The organism is Bradyrhizobium sp. USDA 3240, assembly GCF_054063295.1.
In genome coordinates this window covers 3,275,001-3,294,653 of record NZ_JBSSGD010000002.1, presented here as the reverse complement: position 1 = coordinate 3,294,653, position 19,653 = coordinate 3,275,001, and the positions used below count along the sequence as shown (strand labels likewise).

Genomic DNA, 19,653 nt, shown 5'->3' with positions numbered 1-19,653 from the left:
TACAGACGGCTAGCTCTTGGCCGATCCGTTAGAGGGCACCGTATAGCGCGTTGCGTGGCTGCCGACGAGGGCCGAAGAGCGCACCGAGGCGCCGGCCTCGATCAAGGCGAGCTTGATCTTCTCGAAATCGTGCCCGGTGACCGAGACCAGCAAGGCCGCGCCGTCGAACGCGGTGTCGGGGACCGCGACGATCTCGGCGAGCGGGGCGAGCGCTCGGGCAACATCGGCGTTCCAGCCTGAGACGCGCACGCTCCAGATCTGCACTTCGGTCACCATGGCGTCGTCGGCGACCCGCGAGATCAGGAACACCGGCAGCGCGGCGGGATGGTCGGCGCGTTCGAGGAACGGCAGCCGCGCGATGATCTTCGGCGCGCCATCGGCCTCGAGCGCATTCCACCACGGCGTGCGGCTCGCGATCGCGGAGACTAGCGCGAGGTCGCCCTTCGACTTCGTCACGGCCTCGACCGCTGCCTGCGCGCTGAAATGCGAGACGTAAGGCACCACGAAGCCGAAATGAAACCGCGCCGAGTCGCGCATCGCCGACTCGCCGACGGACACATCGGCATGCACGGCGAACGGCGCCTGCACGTAGGTGAAGGTCGAGATGATGACGCGCCAGATGCCCTCGATGGTGTCGAGCGGCAGGATGCCGCGATGGCGCCGCACCAGCTCGCGCATCATGCTGGCCTCGCGCGCCGGGCGGAACGCCGAGCCGACCTCCTGGGTCTTCTTGACCTGGATCAGGCGGTCGATGATGTCGCCGCGCGCCATCAGCAGGCGGTGAACCTGCTCGTCGATCGCATCGATCTCCTTGCGCAGCTCCTGCAGCGAGGGCGGCGATGGGGGTGGGTTGGACATGCTCTCAAACCTTGTCGTCCGGGCGGCCCGATGCCGCGCCGGACAGGGTCCCTGATTAGGAAAGACGGCCGGCGAAAGCAAAGAGAAACCTCGCGGTCCAGCCTTGCGCAAACGGTTAACTATGGCCTCCGGCAAGGGGACGTTCGCTGGCCGCCTTGACGACGGGGGGCCTGAGGACTAGGTTCGCTCCACTCCGTGGTCATTTGAGCCGGCCGGCTTGCAGCCACGTTAAACAACTCGCTAAACAGGCCGGGGACAGATCAGCTCCCGGCCGAACCTTGTTCAGGCCGGGTTTTTTTATGGCCTGATTTCTGTTCGAGCCCTCCCGCGCGAGGGCAGGGTCGCCTAGATGAGCAACGTGCGTCCGATACCGCAAACCCAGAGCGATGATCGCGCCCATGAGACCGATCACCCGTCGTCATTGGTGGCGAAGTTCGGCATGGATCAGCCGCTGAAGCTGGATTGCGGCATCGATCTCGCGCCTTTCCAGATCGCCTATCAGACCTATGGCGAGCTTAACGCCGACAGGTCCAACGCGATCCTGATCTGCCACGCGCTGACCGGCGATCAGCACGTCAACAACACCCATCCCGTCACCGGCAAGCCCGGCTGGTGGGACACCATGGTCGGCGCCGGCAAGCCGATCGATCCCGAACAATACTTCATCATCTGCTCCAACGTGATCGGCGGCTGCATGGGCTCGACCGGACCGGCGTCGCTGAATCCGGCGACCGGCAAGGTGTGGGGGCTCGATTTCCCGATCATCACGATCCCCGACATGGTGCGCGCGCAGGCGATGCTGATCGATCGCCTCGGCATCACGACGCTGTTCTGCGTGGTCGGCGGCTCGATGGGCGGCATGCAGGTGCTGCAATGGACCGCGGCCTATCCCGAGCGCGTGTTCTCGACGCTCGCGATCGCCTGCTCGACGCGGCACTCGGCACAGAACATCGCGTTCCACGAGCTCGGCCGCCAAGCCGTGATGGCCGATCCGGACTGGCGCGGCGGCCGCTATGTCGACGAGGACACCCATCCGCATCGCGGACTGGCGGTCGCGCGGATGGCCGCGCACATCACTTATCTTTCGGACGCCGCGCTGCATCGCAAGTTCGGACGGCGAATGCAGGACCGCGAGCTGCCGACCTTCTCGTTCGATGCGGATTTCCAGGTCGAGAGCTATCTGCGCTACCAGGGTTCGTCCTTTGTCGAGCGCTTCGACGCCAACAGCTATCTGTATCTCACGCGCGCGATGGATTATTTCGACATCGCCGCCGATCACAACGGCGCGCTGGCGACTGCGTTCGCCGGCATCAAGACGCGGTTCTGCGTGGTGTCGTTCACCAGCGACTGGCTGTTTCCGACCTCGGAATCGCGGGCGCTGGTGCATGCGCTGAACGCGTCGAGCGCGCGGGTGTCGTTCGCCGAGATCGAGACCGATCGCGGCCATGACGCGTTCCTGCTCGACGTGCCGGAGTTCCTGGAGATCTCCCGCGCTTTCCTGCAGGCCGCAGGCAAGGCGCGCGGACTGAAAGACGGCGGCCAGTCATGAGCATGCAGCAAACCTTGCCCTTGCCGGGCGTTGCGCCGGAGCGGACTGGCGGCTATCGCAGGGATCATCTCCTGGTCGCCGAGATGGTACGGCCGGGCTCGCGCGTGCTCGACGTCGGCTGCGGCGATGGCGAGTTGTTGCAGCTCTTGGAGAGCCGCGGCATCGACGGCCGCGGCATCGAGCTGTCCCGCGAGGGCGTCAATGGCTGCGTCGCCAAGGGCCTCGCGGTGGTGCAGGGCGATGCCGACACCGACCTCGTCAACTATCCCGATGACGCGTTCGACTATGTCATCCTGTCGCAGACCCTGCAGGCGACGCGGCAGCCCAAGGTGGTGCTGGAGAACCTGCTGCGGATTGGCCAGCGCGCCATTGTCTCGTTCCCGAATTTCGGGTTCTGGAAGATGCGGCTGCAGCTCCTGATCGGCGGCCACATGCCGCGCACCGAGAATCTGCCCGCGAGCTGGTACGACACCTCGAACATCCATTTCTGTACCATCAAGGACTTCGTGGAGCTCTGCGAGCAGATCAACGTCAAGATGGAGCGCGCGGTGGCGCTCGATCTCTACGGCCGCCCGGTGCCGCTCAACCTGCCCTGGTGGGTGTGGAACATGTTCGGCGAGCAGGGCGTGTTTCTGCTCAGCCGGGGCGGCAAGGCGAAGTAATCGATGCACGGCGTGCACGGTCCCGTTGCATCGCGCCGGATATTCGCCGTCTAGCTTTTCAGATCGCCATTGCCATGCGACAATGCAGCGGGCCGCCCCAGGCGATGCAAATCGATCACGGGCTGATGGTGGTCGATCCAGGTTGACGCCGAACGGTTAATTGCTGGGGAAGGCAATGCGAACAGGTTTCTCGATTGCGCTCGCTGTCGTTGCGGCAGTGTCCGCAGCCGTCTGGGCTGTTGGTATCATCAAACCCGCGGGGCATCAGCATCATCTCGCGCGATCGCAAGGCGCCTGCAACGCGAACGCGTCCGAGCATGCTGCGGGTCACGCGTCCAATCCGGCGCGCCATCGCGAGCATGCCGCGGCACTCGAACTTGTGGCCCTGTGCTCGGAGACCGATGTTGCCGTGAAGTCGGGTGACTGGAGCGCCCCCGCCACCTGGGCTGAGGGCAAGCCGCCCGCCGCCGGCGCAAGGGTGCGCATTCCATCCGGAGTGACCGTCAAGGTCGATCAGGAGGTTCCTGCCAAGATCGACTGGATTCGCGTCGATGGTGCCATGGTCTGGAGCACCGATCGCGCAGCCTCCATCAATGCCGGGACGATCGTCGTCACGCCTGAAGGGGCGCTCGAGATCGGGACCGAAGATCATCCTGTGCCGAAGTCCGTCGTCGCAAAGCTCACCTTCGCCGCGCGAACGTACCGGGACCGAAAGCATGATCCGTTCGACATGGCGGGCGGGCTGATTTCGATGGGCGCGATCCGGATTCACGGCGCCGAAAAGACCGCCTGGAAGATACCGCAGAGCCAGCTCCTGTCCGGAGCTTCAGAATTCAAGTTCGATCAGCCGCCGTCGAACTGGGCCGTCGGGGATGAATTGATCGTGCCCGGGACCAGCGACACGAGCAACGAGGACGAGACGCCGACCATTGCCGCCGTCGATGGCGACCAAATCCGGCTCGATCGGCCGCTCAGACATGCGCATCTGACACCGGACGGCAGCTCCGTTCCGATGGGCAACCTCACGAGGAACATCCGTATTGCCTCCGAGGCTGCGGCGCCCCTGTCGGCGCGCGGCCATATCATGTTCCTGCATCAGCAGACCGGTGTGAACATCGACGGCGCCGAGTTCCGCGATCTCGGCCGTACCGACGCGAAGCGGGCCCAGACCGCACCCGATCTCGATGAGACCGGAAAACTGGTCCCCGGATCGGACGGCAACACCGTCGGCCGATACGCGCTTCATTTCCACGTCGTCTCGGGCGCGCGCATCGATGTCCCGCCTCATGTGGTGCGCAACAGCGTCGTGTGGGGAAGTCCGAAGCATGGGATCGTCAACCATGGCGGTCATCTTCTGGCAGAGAACAATGTGACGTTCGCGATCGCCGGCTCGCATTTCTTTGCGGAGAACGGCACGGAGATCGGATCGTTTCGCGGCAACCTCGCCGTCCGATCGACCGGATCAGGCGATGATCTCGTCAGCCGAATGGGAATCTTCGACAATGGTCATCAAGGGCACGGCTTCTGGATGCAAAGCGCCGGCGTCCGGGTAACGGACAATTGGGCTTTTGGACACGCCGCGGGTGCGTATGTCGTGTTCGGTTATTCGTTCGCGGAAGGAGGCAGCCGTACCTATTTCGATGCGCGCAATACCGACAACCGCGTCAACGCGGATGCGGAAGGCCGCATTTCGACGTCGGACGTCGATTTGTACTTCGCACGCAACTACGCTGCCGGCTCGACCGACGGGGTCGAGATCTGGAATCACAAGCTGCTTGCGCCGCATCCCTCCCGGAGCCTGATCGAGGATATCACGGTCTGGAACGTCAGCCGGCACGCGCTGTTCATCCCCTACGTCCGGGACACGCTGATCCGCAACGTCCACGCCTATGGTGGCAAACGTCACATGGATACCGATTTTGCGATCGGCGGAAATTCCCAGACCGAGAACATTACCTTCCAGAATGTGACGGCCGAGCGGTTTCCCACCGGATTGCTGCTGCCGCAGCGCGGTATCAATGCCGTCGATGGCGCGTACCTCCGCAACCCAACCAACATCATGATCGAGTCGGCGAATCGTCCGTTCCGCATGGTTACGCTGAGGGATATTCACGCTTCGTCCGAGGGAGCGACAACGAAGCTCGATCTCAAGGATATGGCCGTGCCGGAGAATGGTGACGTCGCCATGCTCTTCGAAAGCGACCGGATTTTCTGGAGCGATGCCGCCGGCAAGACTTTCAGGCTGTATTTCGGATCGCAGAACGAAAACTTCGTCCCCTTTGCAGACCACGGGCCACCTGATCTCAAGGGGCTGACCAGCGGGGAAATCAAGGCCCGGTTTGGCGTCGCGTTCGGTGGCCAGCTGGCGCCGGTCGATGCGAAGCCGCTGCCGGGCAGCAACGCGACAATGGCCCTGGCCGATGCGGACGATCTGGCGCCGACTTCGAAGGAATTGGAGTTTGCACAAAATCCCTCGAACGAGCTCTATCCTTTGGCGGGACAGCATATCGTCAATACGGAGGACCAGGCCGCAAAAAGCCGCTGGACGTTCGCAGGTGCGGCGTCCGGTTCCGAGCCCGCCAACTTTGTCTTCGTCAAGAAGACCAGCCCAAAGCTGATCGTGCATCCCCTGCTGCGCAAGCTGGTCATTCACCCTGACGACGTGCGCTACGGCTATCGGCTGGAGGGAATCGTCGCCGATATCGTCGACAACCGCATCACCAAGATGGCGTTCATCCAGGACTTCCCGGCATTGCGGCCCGACGAGCAAGGCCATATTGCGCTCGATGTGAAGTTTCCCGATCCGGCCGGGGACATGACATCGCTGCCGTTGTCGCTCACCGTGACAAAACAGGCGGTCAGGCGTGGAAGGAACTACGAATTCTACAAGCAGGCGCAGTATTGCGGGAAATGCAATTTCGAACAGGAGATGGAAAGAGACATCCGCGCCACGTTCGCTCAGGCGACAGGCGGCGAATGATATCGGCGGGCGCGTGCGAACCGTTCGCGCTTTCGTTGATCGCGTCGCGCCTGCGACGAGAGGCCGGCGCTACTCGAGGGAATAGCGCCACACGGTCAGGCGCTGGTTGTAATTGAGTTGCGCCGGGTTGTACGTATTGCCCGCGTTGAAGAACTGAAGCTTGCCCACCGAATGCATGCCGTTCTTGTCGGGTTGCGCGACGAATACGCTGTATCCAGGACCGTATGACGTCGGCAGATAGACCGGCTCGGAGAATGTCTGGAGATCTTTCGACCAGATGACGCCGATCTTTGAATAGGTCATGGCGGGATCATCGTCGCGGGCATTGGCGAAGATGACGAATTCTCCATTGTCGAGACGGGTCATCGTCATGGCGTGGATGTGACACGCGCTCTGCGGGCTGTAGCAGGGATGCTCGGGGTCGGCAAAATATTGCGAGAAATAGACTGCAAGGTCGGGCACGATCAGGTTGCCATCCCGATAGAGCTTGAACGTCCGTGAGAAGCGGACGTTCGAGGCCACCTTGTGCGTGGCATCGACCTCGTCGAGGTCGGCGCTGCGTACGATCGAATAGATCGCGCGCGACTGCTTGTCCCAGAAGTGAGCCAGCGGATAGCGGTCGGCCCCGAACAGGCAGCTGTCGCCGTGGTTTTCCGGATCGGCCACGGTGTCCGCCGTAGCGTCGCTCCATCTCGCGACGAACGATCCGGCATACTGTCCCTCGAACGCGATGACGTTCTTGTAGACGGAATATGTCACTTCACTCTCTGAGCATGGCGTGTAGTTGGCGAGCACGGTCAAGATGCTGATGCTGCCGTCGTCGCGAATGGCGACATGCGGATATTCCGGTGCGTAGGCCGGCGAGGGATATTCGGCGATGAGCTGCTTCGGCATCCAGGGCCCGGTGTATGGCGGAAGTATTTTTGTTATTTCGAGCCGGTGGCTTCGCGCAGGTCCTCCGGTCCCATATCCGGCGATCACGATTTCGCCGGCAGGGCCCATCGCTCCTCCGAGGTAGCTCAGAAGCTCGTCACCACGGTTCTCAAGCCTCGATAGCAACGTCCAAGGAGCGGGAGTCGATGCCTTCGGATCGAGCGAGAGCAATTGGATGATGGAACGGTGATCCTTCGCGCGGACCCAGTAAGTGACCAGCAGCCTGGTTCCGTCGGTAAACAACAGCGGGGGATGATAGGCGAGCTCGGCCTGAAAGCCGTCCGGCACGAAGGCGTGCCCCATATCCAGCGGCTCCGAGAACGTCGCGCCGTTTCTCAGGATTTCAACGCAGTACAGACCTGGATTGGCAGGATCGCAAGGCGCGAAAATGGGCGCGTACTGATCGTCGCCGATGACGACGATCATTGGGCTCATCACGGCCCACCCGATCGGGATTGAAGGCTGCGGCTTCCCATCCAGGAGATAGGACGTGTTCGCCGCAGCGCCCGCGGCCTCCAGTTTCATTTCCTCAACGAGGCCTCCCGCGCAAGCCGCCCTGGAGACGACCGCAAGCCCGATTGAAACGGCGCAGAGCAGAAGAAGGTAACCTGCTCTCATCGTTCGCCCGGTGCCGTGGGAACGTCGATGGATTTCGTTTGCCCACATTCCGGACGCAGACAGCGGGCGCTGTCCGCATCCACTGCGCGGGCTCTGGCTGCGTCCTGCGCGCGGCGACGACACGGGACAATCATCCGGCGACCAGCGACCGCGGATCGCGCACCGGCCAGCGGCCGGCTTCCACCAGCGCAATGAAGCGCTCCACCATCTCGTTGAACAGCGCCGGCTCCTCGAGGTTGAGCACATGGCCCGACTTCGGAAAGAAGGCGAGGCCGGCGGCCGGTAGATGCTGCTTCAGGAACATGCTCGGCGCGATGCAATTGTCGTCCTCGTCGCCGCACAGGATCAGCGCCGGCGTCGCCGCGCGCTTGATGGCGTCGGTCATGGTGTAGATCGAGGGCCTGCCGCCCTGGAAGCTGCGCATCGTGTTGGCCGAACCCTTGGCGTCGTGGCGGGCGAGCGCGGCGTAGAAGTCGGCGTGGCCGCGCGGGTCCTTGACCAGGAACGGAATCCGGCTCGGCGCCTCGCGCGTCACCTTGGCGACCTCGATCGAGCCGATCGCCTCGTACTGCTCGGCATTGGCGCGGCACTGCGCGCGGAAGGCATCGAGATTTTCGAGGCTGGAGCCGGAGCCGACGGCGGCCAGCGTCATCGACAGCGCGCGCTCCGGCGCGTTGAGCGCAACCTGCAGCGACGAATAGGAGCCCATCGAGAGCCCGATGAAGTGGGCCTTGGCGATGCCGAGGTGGTCGAGCACCGCGAGCGCGTCGGTGTAGAAGTGTGTGTAGGTGTAGACGTCGGCGTTCGCAGGTACGTCCGACGGGGTGTAGCCGCGCGCGGAATAAGCGATGCAGCGGTGTCCGCGCGAGAAGTAGCGCATCTGCGGTTCCCAATTGGTATGGTCCGCTGCGAATTCGTGCAGGAAAATGATCGGGGTCCCGCTGCCTGCCTCTTCGAAGTGGAGGCGGACATGATCTTTCGTCAGGGCGTGGGGCATTTGAAATTCCTTCTCGTTGGCCGCCCCCAGATTTGCAATTAATTTCCGCGGCTGCAATGCGGCAGTTCTGGCTATTTTCGTCATGGAATTTGCGCGGAATGACCCAGAAATCGTTTCCTGAGCGCCGCATGAAATCTTCCTCGCGCCACATCCCGATTTTCAAAACCACCGCCGCATTCCTCGTGGGAACGCGACGGGGAATCGGGGGGCGATTCAGAGGACTCGTGAAGTATGGTTCAGTTGCTTGCGTATCGCCGGTCGCTTCGAGTTTTGGCGCTGGCTCTGTGTTCGCTCACGCTCGCCGTGATTTCCGCCGCTCCGGCTTCCGCCCGTCCGCACCATGCGCGTCACGCGCATTCGGCCCCTACCGGCCATCACGCGCGGCATTTTGCCCATCATCACCACAGGCATGCAGCGCGGCTGTCGCGCGCCGAGCGTCACGCCCGGATGCAGGCGGGCGGCTTCGGCGAGGCCAATGCGGCCGTATTGCCCGGCGCTGAGACCGCGTCCAACACCGATATGAATGCGACCGGCGGCTTCGGCTCATCCGGCATCGTCGACACGGCGCGCCGCTATCTCGGCGGCGGCAATCCGACCGGGCGCTCCAGCCTGTGGTGCGCGCGCTTCATGAACATGGTGCTGCAGCAGACCGGCCATCGCGGCACCGGCTCCGACATGGCGAGCTCGTTCGCCAAATACGGCACGCGCGTTTCGGGGCCGCAGGTCGGCGCCATCGCCGTGATGGGCCGCCGTGGCGGCGGTCATGTCGGGATCATCACCGGCGTCGATGCCAAGGGCAATCCGATCATGATCTCGGGCAACAGCAGCCACCGCGTCCGCGAGACGCCGGTCTCGCGCGGCCGGATCTACGCCTATGTGATGCCGTCGAACTGAGCCGTCGAAGGCTGGGCAGGGGCGCACGCGCGCCTTGCCCAGCCTGCGACGCTACAGGCTATTCGGCGGCAATCGTGTCGCCGACGGCCGCGCCACCGTCGCTGATGATCTCGGCGTAGATGCCGCATTCGTTGTTGCCGAAGCGCTGCATCAGCGTGTTCGGAACCGAGAGGTCGCGCGCACCGGTATCGGGATCGACATTGACCGCGGCGCACCGGGTGATGCGCTTCACCACTTTGGCCCGTGCGCTGCCGATCGCAATGGTCTGGTCGAGCAGGCTGGCCTCGTGCCAGGCCGGCCAGCCCTCGACATAGAGATTGGCGCGGAAGCGCAACGGATGTACCGGCGCATGCACCATGTCCTCGATCGCCCGCAGGCTGGCCAGATTGATGATCGAGACCACCTTGCGCGGCACGTCGGAGAAACTGTGCCCGGGGCTGACCAGCACCTTGGGCGGCCCCTTGATCTGGCCGGCATGACGGTCAGTGAAATAGCGCTCGATCGCCGCGCGCCCTGCTTCGGTCTCGAGATCGCCTTGGGCCACCATCGCGCCGTCCCGGCGCAACGTCAGCACATGGCTGTCATCGTCGAAATGGGCGCGCAGCGGCGCCAGCCACTCGTCCCGTTGCAGCATCAGGAAATGCGGCTTCGCCAGCCATTTCGGCGCCGACGGATCGAAACCGCTCGGGCCGTTCTCGATCGCGTAGCGGCGATCTGAGCGCAGCGTCTCGCCGATCTTGAGCTCGGCGCGGGGCAGCGGCTCGGGCGTCAGACCCTTGACGGGATAGCGGTAGATGCCGGTGATCCGGGCGGAGGAGGTGTGCGTCGTGTCCATTCGCCTGCTCTAGCCTGTTTGGCGGACGGGGAGAACCGCCGCCAATGCCAAGGCAGCTAGTCGGGCCGCGCCGCGCCCGGGGCGTCCAACACGCGCTGCATGAACACGAGATCGAACCAGCGGCCGAACTTGCGCCCGACCTCCGGCATCCGCGCGACCTCGACAAAGCCGGCCTGCGCGTGCAGCCGGAGCGAGGCCGGATTGCCGCCGTCGATGCCGGCGATCATGACGTGCTTGCCGAGTGCGGTGGCCGCAGCGATCAGCTCGTCGACGATCACGCGACCGAGGCCGCGGCCGCGATGATCGGCGTGGATGTAGACGCTGTGCTCGACGCTGTAGCGGTAACCCGGGAAGGCCCGGAAATCACCGAACGTGCCGTACCCCAGCACCACAGACCCTTCGGCTGCGACCAGCACCGGATAGCCCAGCGCCAGCCGCGCCCTCATCCAGGCCAGCCGCTCGGCGTCGGAATCCTGCTTCTCGGTCCAGATCGCGTTCGAGTTGGCGACCGCCTCATTGAAGATCGCGGTGATCGCAGGGATGTCCTGCTCGGTGGCGGGGCGGATAATCATGGTCGTTCCTCGACGGGCCTCTTGAATGCTCCCTACCGTCCACTATATAAGACGTTATGTCAATTATAGAAGACAAGGCCGATGAGGCTCTCGGTCGGCGGGTTCGCGCCGAACGGGAGGGGCGCGGCTGGTCGCTGGCGGAACTCGCCGGGCGGGCTGGCGTGTCCAAGGCCATGCTGAGCAAGATCGAGCGGGCCGAGGCCAGCCCGACGGCGGCGACGCTGTCGCGGATTGCCACGGCCTATGGCCTGACCATGGCGGCGCTGTTCGAGATTGCCTCACACAGTTCCCGCCTGCAGCGGGCCAAGGATCAGCCGGTATGGCGCGATCCCAAGGCGGCCTATCTGCGGCGGCAGGTGTTCCTGCATCCGGCCAATCCGCTGGAACTGGTGGAAGTCGAGCTGCCTGCCAGGCAGGAAGCCGGTTTCCCTGCCAGCGCCTATCACCTGGTCCGCCAGGTGGTGTGGGTGATCAGCGGCCGCCTCACCTTGATGGAAGGGGCGGAGCGCCACGAGCTTGCCGCGGGTGACCGCGTCGAGCTCGGGCCGCCGTCGGACATCGTCTTCCGAAACGAAACTGCTCAGCCCTGCCGCTACCTTGTCGCCATCGTGCGGCGCTGAGCTCCACCGGGTGAAATCGCAAACTGTGGCTCTTCCGTTTCGGAACCAAGTGCCCACATCTGCGGCAAGCCTGAAAAATGATGGCGACGACCAGAGGCTGGTTGAGGAACGTCAACGCGGCCCGCGGAAAACCCAATGAAGATGCCGTTGTCATGCCTGAATGGGTGACGATGGCAGGCCGAGGGAAAACGAATGAACATTGAGAAGTACACCGAGCGCTCGCGCGGATTCATCCAGTCTGCCCAGTCGCTCGCAATGCGCGACGGTCACCAGCAGTTTTCGCCCTTGCATCTGTTGAAGGTGCTGCTGGACGACAATGAGGGGCTCGCCGGCGGTCTGATCGACCGTGCGGGCGGCAATTCCAGAGCGATCCTGAAAGCGACCGAAGAGGCGCTGAACAAGCTGCCGAAGGTTTCGGGCAACGGTGCCGGACAGGTCTACCTGTCGCCGGAGCTGGCGCGTGCCTTCGACGCGGCGGAAAAGGCCGCCGACAAGACCGGCGACAGCTATGTCACCGTCGAGCGGCTGCTGCTCGGGCTCACGCTCGAGAAGGGCAGCGAGGCAGCCTCCATCCTGAGCAAGGGCGGCGTCACGGCGCAGAACCTGAATGCGGCGATCGAAGCGCTGCGCAAGGGCCGCACCGCTGACAGCGCGACCGCCGAGAACGCCTACGACGCGCTGAAGAAATATGCCCGCGACCTGACCCAGGCTGCGCGGGACGGCAAGCTCGATCCGGTGATCGGCCGCGACGAGGAGATCCGCCGCACCATCCAGGTGCTGTCGCGGCGGACCAAGAACAATCCCGTCCTGATTGGCGAGCCCGGCGTCGGCAAGACCGCGATCGTCGAGGGCCTGGCGCTGCGCATCCTCAATGGCGACGTGCCGGAGAGCCTGAAGGACAAGAAGCTGCTGTCGCTCGACATGGGCGCCTTGATCGCCGGCGCGAAATATCGCGGCGAGTTCGAGGAGCGGCTGAAGTCTGTCCTGCAGGAGGTCTCGTCCGCCGAGGGCGGCATCATCCTGTTCATCGACGAGATGCACACCCTGATCGGCGCCGGCAAGGCCGACGGCGCGATGGACGCGTCCAACCTGCTGAAGCCTGCGCTCGCGCGCGGTGAGCTGCACTGTATCGGTGCGACCACGCTCGACGAGTACCGCAAGCATGTCGAGAAGGATGCCGCGCTGGCCCGCCGGTTCCAGCCGATCTATGTCAGCGAGCCGACGGTCGAGGACACCATCTCGATCCTGCGCGGCCTGAAGGACAAGTACGAGCAGCATCACGGCGTGCGCATCACCGACTCCGCGTTGGTGGCCGCGACAACGCTATCGAACCGCTACATCACCGACCGCTTCCTGCCCGACAAGGCCATCGATCTGATGGACGAGGCGGCGGCGCGGCTGAAGATGCAGGTCGATTCGAAGCCGGAAGAGCTCGATTCGCTGGATCGCGACATCATCCGGCTGAAGATCGAGCAGGAGGCGCTGAAGAAGGAGAGCGATGCCGGCTCGAAGAGCCGCTTGCAGACCCTGGAGAAGGAGCTCGCCGGGCTCGAGGAGAGGTCGGCTGCGCTGACGGCGCGCTGGAGCGCGGAGAAGAACAAGCTCTCCAACGCCCAGAAGCTGAAGAGCGAACTCGATGCGCTCCGCGTCGAACTCGCCAATGCGCAGCGTCGCGGCGAATTCCAGAAGGCGGGCGAACTGGCCTATGGCCGGATCCCCGAGCTGGAAAGGAAGCTCGCCGACATCGAGGCGCAAGAAAGCAGCAAGCCGAACGGCGGCGAGATGATGGAGGAGGCGGTCACCGCCAACCACATCGCGCAGGTCGTCTCGCGCTGGACCGGCGTGCCGGTCGACAAGATGCTCGAGGGTGAAAAGGACAAGCTCCTGAAAATGGAGGACGCGCTCGCCAAGCGCGTCGTCGGCCAGGCCGAAGCGGTGCGCGCGGTGGCAACCGCCGTGCGCCGTGCCCGCGCAGGCCTGCAGGACCCGAACCGGCCGACCGGCTCGTTCATGTTCTTGGGCCCCACCGGCGTCGGCAAGACCGAGCTGACCAAGGCGCTCGCCGCTGACCTGTTCAACGACGAGACCGCGATGGTCCGCCTCGACATGTCCGAATACATGGAGAAGCACTCGGTCTCGCGGCTGATCGGCGCGCCTCCCGGCTATATCGGCTACGACGAGGGTGGTGCACTGACCGAAGCCGTGCGGCGCCGGCCCTACCAGGTCGTGCTGTTCGACGAGATCGAGAAGGCACATCCCGACGTCTTCAACGTGTTGTTGCAGGTGCTCGATGACGGCCGCCTGACCGATGGTCAGGGCCGCACCGTCGACTTTCGCAACACACTGATCATCATGACCTCGAACCTCGGTTCGGAATTCCTGGTGAATCAGCCGGAAGGCGAGGACACCGCGGCGGTTCGCGATCAGGTGATGGGCGTCGTGCGGGCGCATTTCAGGCCGGAATTCCTGAACCGCATCGACGAGATCATCCTGTTCCACCGGCTGCAGCGGAACGAGATGGGCCGCATCGTCGAGATCCAGTTCGCGCGGCTGACCAAGCTGCTCGAGGATCGCAAGATCGAGCTCACGCTCGATCCGAAGGCGCGGAACTGGCTCGCAGAAAAGGGCTGGGATCCGGCTTACGGCGCCCGCCCGCTGAAGCGGGTGATCCAGCGCAGCGTGCAGGACCCGCTGGCCGAAATGATCCTCGCCGGCGAGGTCAAGGACGGCGATCGCGTGCTGATTTCGGAGAAGGGCAACGTGCTGACCTTCAACGGTCAGGTGCCCAACACCGCCGAGATCGTGCAATTCGATGCACCGGTCTCGAAGCGCAAGCTGAACTGATACGCGTGCAAAAGCCCTCCCCGCGGTCGCGGGGAGGGCTTCGTCGTCCGGGCTAGTCCTGCGGGACGATCGGTGGACTGAGCTGACCGGGCTCGTCGTCATCGGCGGGTTCGAGTTCGGACAGAATATCGACCAGCTCGCGGGCGCGGCCTGTGGCCAGCGGCCTGCCGGCGTTCATCAGCGGCTCGTCATTGGCAAGCCAGGCCTGGGCTTCGGCAAGCTCGGTGATCGTGGCGCCGGATGCGATGATCCTGGCGATGGTGACATCGTCGGCATGGCCGACGGCCTTCAGCACATCTTCGCGGGTGAGGCTGGTCATGCGCGCCTCCTGTGCAAGGTTTGCCCGACGGGACAAATCCTGACCGACGCAAATCGTTCCGTTTTTGAACTAGAGCGCCGTTCCGAATGAATCGGAACGGCGCTCTGGATTCTAGTTTTGACGCGTTTTCTTCACGCGAACCGGTATCCACTTCGCTCGAAAACGCTCTAGCGGTTGGTGGTGGAGCGCGTCTGCGACGTGGAGCTCGTTGCATCCGAGACGATGCGCGAGCTGCCGCGGCTGGACATCTGGGCTTCGATCCCGTCGCGCGCCTTCTCGAAATTGGCCAGCATCGGGCCTTCGAGTGAGCGGCCGCGCGGCAGTTTCACGCGCATCGGGTCGACGAATCGGCCGTTGACCAGGATTTCATAGTGGACGTGCGGGCCGGTCGACTGGCCGGTCGAACCGACAAAGCCGATCACTTGGCCCTGCCGCACCTTCTTGCCGATCTCCATGCCCTTGGCGAAGGCCGACATGTGGCCGTAGGCCGTCTCATAGCCGTTCGAATGCTTCATGCGGATATATTTGCCGTACCCGCCTTCGTATCCGACCTTCTCAAGCACGCCATTGCCGGAAGCGAAGATCGGCGTGCCGTAGGCGGTGGCCCAGTCGACGCCGGTGTGCATCTTCACATAGCCGAGGATCGGGTGGCGGCGGCCGCCGAAGCCCGAACGCATGATCGCGTTGTTGACCGGCTTACGCACCAGGAACTTCTTCGCGCTCTTGCCGGTCTCGTCATAGTAGTCGACGAGGCCATCGTCCGAGCTCTGGAATCGGTAGTATTTCTTGGTTTCGCCGCCCACGGTCAGGGCGGCGTAGAGCACCTCGGTCTTTTCTGTGCTGGTGACGCCCTCGTCCTCGCCGGCAAAGAACACGTCGAACGAGTCGCCGGGCTGGACCTTGCGCTGGAAATCGACGTCGTAGGAGTAGATCTTGACCATGTCTTCGATGACGGTCGGCGGCACCTTGTTGCGCAGCGCGGTCTCATAAATGCTCTGATAGAGCCGCACGCCGCTGCCATCATCCTCGTCATCGTCACTGGAATTGTCGGCGGTGTCGGTCGTGGTGTTCATGCTCTGCACGTCGACGGCGACGTATTTGCCGAGATCGGACAGGGCGGCGACAGCTTCCACGATGGATTCGTTGGCGACGATGACGCGATAGGGCTGCAGCCGGGCGCCTGGCGCTGCCGGCGCCATCAGGATCCGCACCTTCTGGCCTTCCTTCAGCCCGCCGTCGCGGCCGCGCGGGCCGAGCGTTGCGGCAATCGCCTTCGCCTCGTCGGGCGTTGCGCCCTGATCGCGCAGGATCGAGGTGATGCTGTCGCCCTTCTTGACGAGGTGAACCCGTTCGCCGACCGGATTGCCGCCGGTGACCTGCTCCTTGGTCTTCGGCAGCAGGGTGACGTTCTCCGGCACCACGCGGGTCTCGAAACCGGCATAGGGGTCGGAGGTGTTGCCCTCGGTGGCGTAGGCCATCCTGATATCGGGGCCGGCGCCGGTGGCATCGGCTGCGGCATTAGCAAGTGATGCGTAGCGCACCGAGCCGCCGGAGCCGCGCCAGTTGGCGGCGTCGCGCACTCGCATCAACACGTCGTCGAGCGCGACAACGGCGGCGAGCTTGGCTTTCGGCAGCACCGATCCGAGATCCTTGGTGACGAAAGAGACCTCGGCGTCGGGCTCGGCGGCGTCGGCCGCATTCGGATCCTCGGCCGCCGCCGGCGTGTCGGAGCCGACATCGGTCAACAGACGCTGCGCGTTGAATGCCGGAATCTTGGACGACAGATCGCTCGTGGTCATCGAGAGATTGCCGGAGATGCGGATGAAGGGCCGCACCCGCATCACGTCGCGATTGCCGACGCGGGTCACGGTCGACACGCGCACCAGGCTGCGGGAGGCGGAGGATTCGCTCGGCGGCGGCAGGCGGTCGCCTTTGTGCAGGCTGACGACGCGATCATTGCCGGTGAAGGCGCCGCGCAGCGCGCCTTCGACGCGCTCCGGCACCTTGGCGAAGGTCATCTCGCCGTCGAGCGACGCAAAAACGGCGCCGCCGATCAGGGCCGCGCCACATAATCCAGTCAGAATGGTGCCGCTGAACCATTGTACGGAGACACGGCGGCGATCGATCACCGCAGCCTCGGTGCCGTCGACTGAAAGCGGCGGTTCGTGACCGAGATCGATCATCCCGGTCTCGCGCCCATTACCGCTTCCGCGTGACGCCCGTTGGCTCAACCCGATATCCCCCCAAATTCCGGCAACTGCGATCAACCTCTGCTCGTCGTCGTCCCCACCTCAATCCTCCGAAGAGGAATCTCGGCAGTGTGGCGAGCCACACGCATCGAAATCGAGAAGCCGATGGCCATTAGCTAGCCGCGATCTCGAACGTCAATGGTGTGCAGATCTCTCGATGTTGCTCGGCCGCGTAGGGAAGAGGCGACGGGTTCTTGGAGAAAATCGCCTGGTCCCCCTGAAAAACCACCCGTGCCCCCACAGGTTACGAGCGGTTCAATGCATGTCTTATAGCCAGAACGTCGCAGGATTGTGGCTCAAGTGCGGCGTTTGAGGTGGAAAAGCTTCCTGAAGCAGGTCGATGCCGCTGCCCGGTCTGGAGCGCCAGGGACCCCGTTCCGGGGGCTGGGGAACCCGTTCCGGAGGGCCTCTCGAGCTCGTCGGCGACAAACTTTTTTTGAAGTTTTTTGCAACGCGGGTTGGGTCGCGAATTTTTACCTCCGACCTAAGCTACAGAAAATACGAGAACTTTTCTGCACTGCACACACGATTTGGGCGTGCGACGATTTGTTGACAATGGTCGTTGACAATCCCGAGGGGTGGGGACTATAAACCAACCACTGAGCGCGGCGCCGCCGGGTCATTGACCAAGGCGAGCGAACGCGCCACTGATGCTCCTCACTTCGATGAGTGACACAGCAGCCGACATAAATCGGTTGAGGTTCACTGTTCGTCGCTGAAGGGTAGAACCACCCTCTAAGGGTGTGGGGTCATCGGATCCCGGGCTGTTTGACAAGTGAAGATGAAGAAAGAGAAACGTGGACGGCGGAGTCCTTGCGTCTCTCGGAATACTTGAAAGCTTCGGCTTTTGACTTTCTGAGGGTGGACGAAAGACTTCGGCGGTACACGTTTAAAGGTTACACCATCGTTGCCAGCGATGTGAATCGCAGGCAGCTCGCAGACTTCGGTCGGCGAAGAATGGTGGGACCTCGTCAAACGTTGTGATCAGCCGGTTCAAAGTTCAAGTCCAACTTGAGAGTTTGATCCTGGCTCAGAGCGAACGCTGGCGGCAGGCTTAACACATGCAAGTCGAGCGGGCATAGCAATATGTCAGCGGCAGACGGGTGAGTAACGCGTGGGAACGTACCTTTTGGTTCGGAACAACACAGGGAAACTTGTGCTAATACCGGATAAGCCCTTACGGGGAAAGATTTATCGCCGAAAGATCGGCCCGCGTCTGATTAGCTAGTTGGTGAGGTAATGGCTCACCAAGGCGACGATCAGTAGCTGGTCTGAGAGGATGATCAGCCACATTGGGACTGAGACACGGCCCAAACTCCTACGGGAGGCAGCAGTGGGGAATATTGGACAATGGGCGCAAGCCTGATCCAGCCATGCCGCGTGAGTGATGAAGGCCCTAGGGTTGTAAAGCTCTTTTGTGCGGGAAGATAATGACGGTACCGCAAGAATAAGCCCCGGCTAACTTCGTGCCAGCAGCCGCGGTAATACGAAGGGGGCTAGCGTTGCTCGGAATCACTGGGCGTAAAGGGTGCGTAGGCGGGTCTTTAAGTCAGGGGTGAAATCCTGGAGCTCAACTCCAGAACTGCCTTTGATACTGAAGATCTTGAGTTCGGGAGAGGTGAGTGGAACTGCGAGTGTAGAGGTGAAATTCGTAGATATTCGCAAGAACACCAGTGGCGAAGGCGGCTCACTGGCCCGATACTGACGCTGAGGCACGAAAGCGTGGGGAGCAAACAGGATTAGATACCCTGGTAGTCCACGCCGTAAACGATGAATGCCAGCCGTTAGTGGGTTTACTCACTAGTGGCGCAGCTAACGCTTTAAGCATTCCGCCTGGGGAGTACGGTCGCAAGATTAAAACTCAAAGGAATTGACGGGGGCCCGCACAAGCGGTGGAGCATGTGGTTTAATTCGACGCAACGCGCAGAACCTTACCAGCCCTTGACATCCCGGTCGCGGACTCCAGAGACGGAGTTCTTCAGTTCGGCTGGACCGGAGACAGGTGCTGCATGGCTGTCGTCAGCTCGTGTCGTGAGATGTTGGGTTAAGTCCCGCAACGAGCGCAACCCCCGTCCTTAGTTGCTACCATTTAGTTGAGCACTCTAAGGAGACTGCCGGTGATAAGCCGCGAGGAAGGTGGGGATGACGTCAAGTCCTCATGGCCCTTACGGGCTGGGCTACACACGTGCTACAATGGCGGTGACAATGGGATGCTAAGGGGCGACCCTTCGCAAATCTCAAAAAGCCGTCTCAGTTCGGATTGGGCTCTGCAACTCGAGCCCATGAAGTTGGAATCGCTAGTAATCGTGGATCAGCACGCCACGGTGAATACGTTCCCGGGCCTTGTACACACCGCCCGTCACACCATGGGAGTTGGTTTTACCTGAAGACGGTGCGCTAACCCGCAAGGGAGGCAGCCGGCCACGGTAGGGTCAGCGACTGGGGTGAAGTCGTAACAAGGTAGCCGTAGGGGAACCTGCGGCTGGATCACCTCCTTTCTAAGGATGGTTCTTCAGCGAGCTCACGCTCACTGTCGAACCGTTTTAGAAACATTCAGGGGCCAACAGTTTCAGGATTGTTGAGCTCCATTGGCGGGATTTCGCCGTCTTCGTTTCTCTTTCTTCGCGGACGAACACGCGCCAGGGCTGAGCGCTGTGCGACGCACCGACGATAAGTCGGGTGCGCGCCGGCATGTCCCTCGTGTTAGGGGCTTGTAGCTCAGT

The 19,653-nt window shown here is 63.0% G+C and carries 13 protein-coding genes, 1 tRNA gene, 1 rRNA gene and 1 riboswitch (1 of these 16 cut by a window edge); of the genes, 8 read left to right on the top strand and 7 right to left on the bottom strand.

Going from position 1 to position 19,653, the window contains the following annotated elements; genetic code table 11:
* Positions 1-9: 9 nt before the first annotated feature.
* Entirely contained in the window at positions 10-858 is an 849-nt protein-coding gene (locus ACVIGA_RS16305) for a chorismate mutase (RefSeq protein WP_456667153.1), read from the bottom strand.
* Positions 859-1,043: 185 nt separating this feature from the next.
* Positions 1,044-1,123: riboswitch (SAM riboswitch) on the top strand.
* Positions 1,124-1,207: 84 nt separating this feature from the next.
* On the opposite strand from ACVIGA_RS16305, the gene metX reads away from it, so the two are divergent.
* The 3 genes from metX (at position 1,208) to ACVIGA_RS16290 (ending at position 6,049) form a co-directional block, all read left to right on the top strand.
* Positions 1,208-2,407 (top strand): homoserine O-acetyltransferase MetX, encoded by a 1,200-nt coding sequence (gene metX, locus ACVIGA_RS16300; RefSeq protein WP_456667152.1) that lies wholly within the window; start codon positions 1,208-1,210, stop codon positions 2,405-2,407.
* On the top strand, positions 2,404-3,069 hold the full coding sequence (gene metW / locus ACVIGA_RS16295) for a methionine biosynthesis protein MetW (protein ID WP_223974186.1): 666 nt from the start codon (positions 2,404-2,406) through the stop codon (positions 3,067-3,069). The genes metX and metW overlap by 4 nt, the downstream gene beginning before the upstream one ends.
* A 175-nt stretch (positions 3,070-3,244) precedes the next feature.
* Positions 3,245-6,049, top strand: coding sequence for a G8 domain-containing protein (locus ACVIGA_RS16290; RefSeq protein ID WP_456667151.1), 2,805 nt, complete (start codon positions 3,245-3,247; stop codon positions 6,047-6,049).
* Between the two features lie 69 nt (positions 6,050-6,118).
* Here ACVIGA_RS16290 and ACVIGA_RS16285 read toward each other — a convergent pair whose 3' ends face one another.
* Together ACVIGA_RS16285 and ACVIGA_RS16280 are read right to left on the bottom strand one after the other, a co-directional pair.
* Entirely contained in the window at positions 6,119-7,723 is a 1,605-nt protein-coding gene (locus tag ACVIGA_RS16285) for a hypothetical protein (protein ID WP_456667150.1), read from the bottom strand.
* Positions 7,724-7,730: 7 nt separating this feature from the next.
* Entirely contained in the window at positions 7,731-8,597 is an 867-nt protein-coding gene (locus ACVIGA_RS16280) for an alpha/beta fold hydrolase (protein WP_456667149.1), read from the bottom strand.
* Between the two features lie 231 nt (positions 8,598-8,828).
* On the opposite strand from ACVIGA_RS16280, the gene ACVIGA_RS16275 reads away from it, so the two are divergent.
* Positions 8,829-9,491 (top strand): TIGR02594 family protein, encoded by a 663-nt coding sequence (locus ACVIGA_RS16275; RefSeq protein WP_456667148.1) that lies wholly within the window; start codon positions 8,829-8,831, stop codon positions 9,489-9,491.
* A 58-nt stretch (positions 9,492-9,549) separates the two neighbouring features.
* On the opposite strand, the gene ACVIGA_RS16270 is transcribed toward ACVIGA_RS16275, so the two are convergent.
* Positions 9,550-10,326, bottom strand: coding sequence for an MOSC domain-containing protein (locus ACVIGA_RS16270; protein ID WP_456667147.1), 777 nt, complete (start codon positions 10,324-10,326; stop codon positions 9,550-9,552).
* Positions 10,327-10,382: 56 nt separating this feature from the next.
* On the bottom strand, positions 10,383-10,898 hold the full coding sequence (locus ACVIGA_RS16265; protein ID WP_456667146.1) for an N-acetyltransferase family protein: 516 nt from the start codon (positions 10,896-10,898) through the stop codon (positions 10,383-10,385).
* A 56-nt stretch (positions 10,899-10,954) separates the two neighbouring features.
* Here ACVIGA_RS16265 and ACVIGA_RS16260 point away from each other — a divergent pair, with 56 nt between their 5' ends.
* Together ACVIGA_RS16260 and clpB are read left to right on the top strand one after the other, a co-directional pair.
* On the top strand, positions 10,955-11,518 hold the full coding sequence (locus ACVIGA_RS16260; protein WP_097673914.1) for a helix-turn-helix domain-containing protein: 564 nt from the start codon (positions 10,955-10,957) through the stop codon (positions 11,516-11,518).
* A gap of 192 nt (positions 11,519-11,710) precedes the next feature.
* Positions 11,711-14,362, top strand: coding sequence for an ATP-dependent chaperone ClpB (clpB, locus tag ACVIGA_RS16255; RefSeq protein WP_456667145.1), 2,652 nt, complete (start codon positions 11,711-11,713; stop codon positions 14,360-14,362).
* 52 nt (positions 14,363-14,414) lie between these two features.
* On the opposite strand, the gene ACVIGA_RS16250 is transcribed toward clpB, so the two are convergent.
* A complete protein-coding gene (locus tag ACVIGA_RS16250) occupies positions 14,415-14,681 on the bottom strand; it encodes a hypothetical protein (RefSeq protein WP_456667144.1) in 267 nt (88 codons plus the stop codon).
* Positions 14,682-14,848: 167 nt separating this feature from the next.
* Positions 14,849-16,912, bottom strand: coding sequence for a M23 family metallopeptidase (locus ACVIGA_RS16245; RefSeq protein WP_456667143.1), 2,064 nt, complete (start codon positions 16,910-16,912; stop codon positions 14,849-14,851).
* 1,025 nt (positions 16,913-17,937) lie between these two features.
* Here ACVIGA_RS16245 and ACVIGA_RS16240 point away from each other — a divergent pair.
* Positions 17,938-19,428, top strand: a 16S ribosomal RNA gene (locus tag ACVIGA_RS16240).
* 209 nt (positions 19,429-19,637) lie between these two features.
* A tRNA-Ile gene (locus ACVIGA_RS16235) sits at positions 19,638-19,653 on the top strand; it runs 61 nt beyond the window's last position.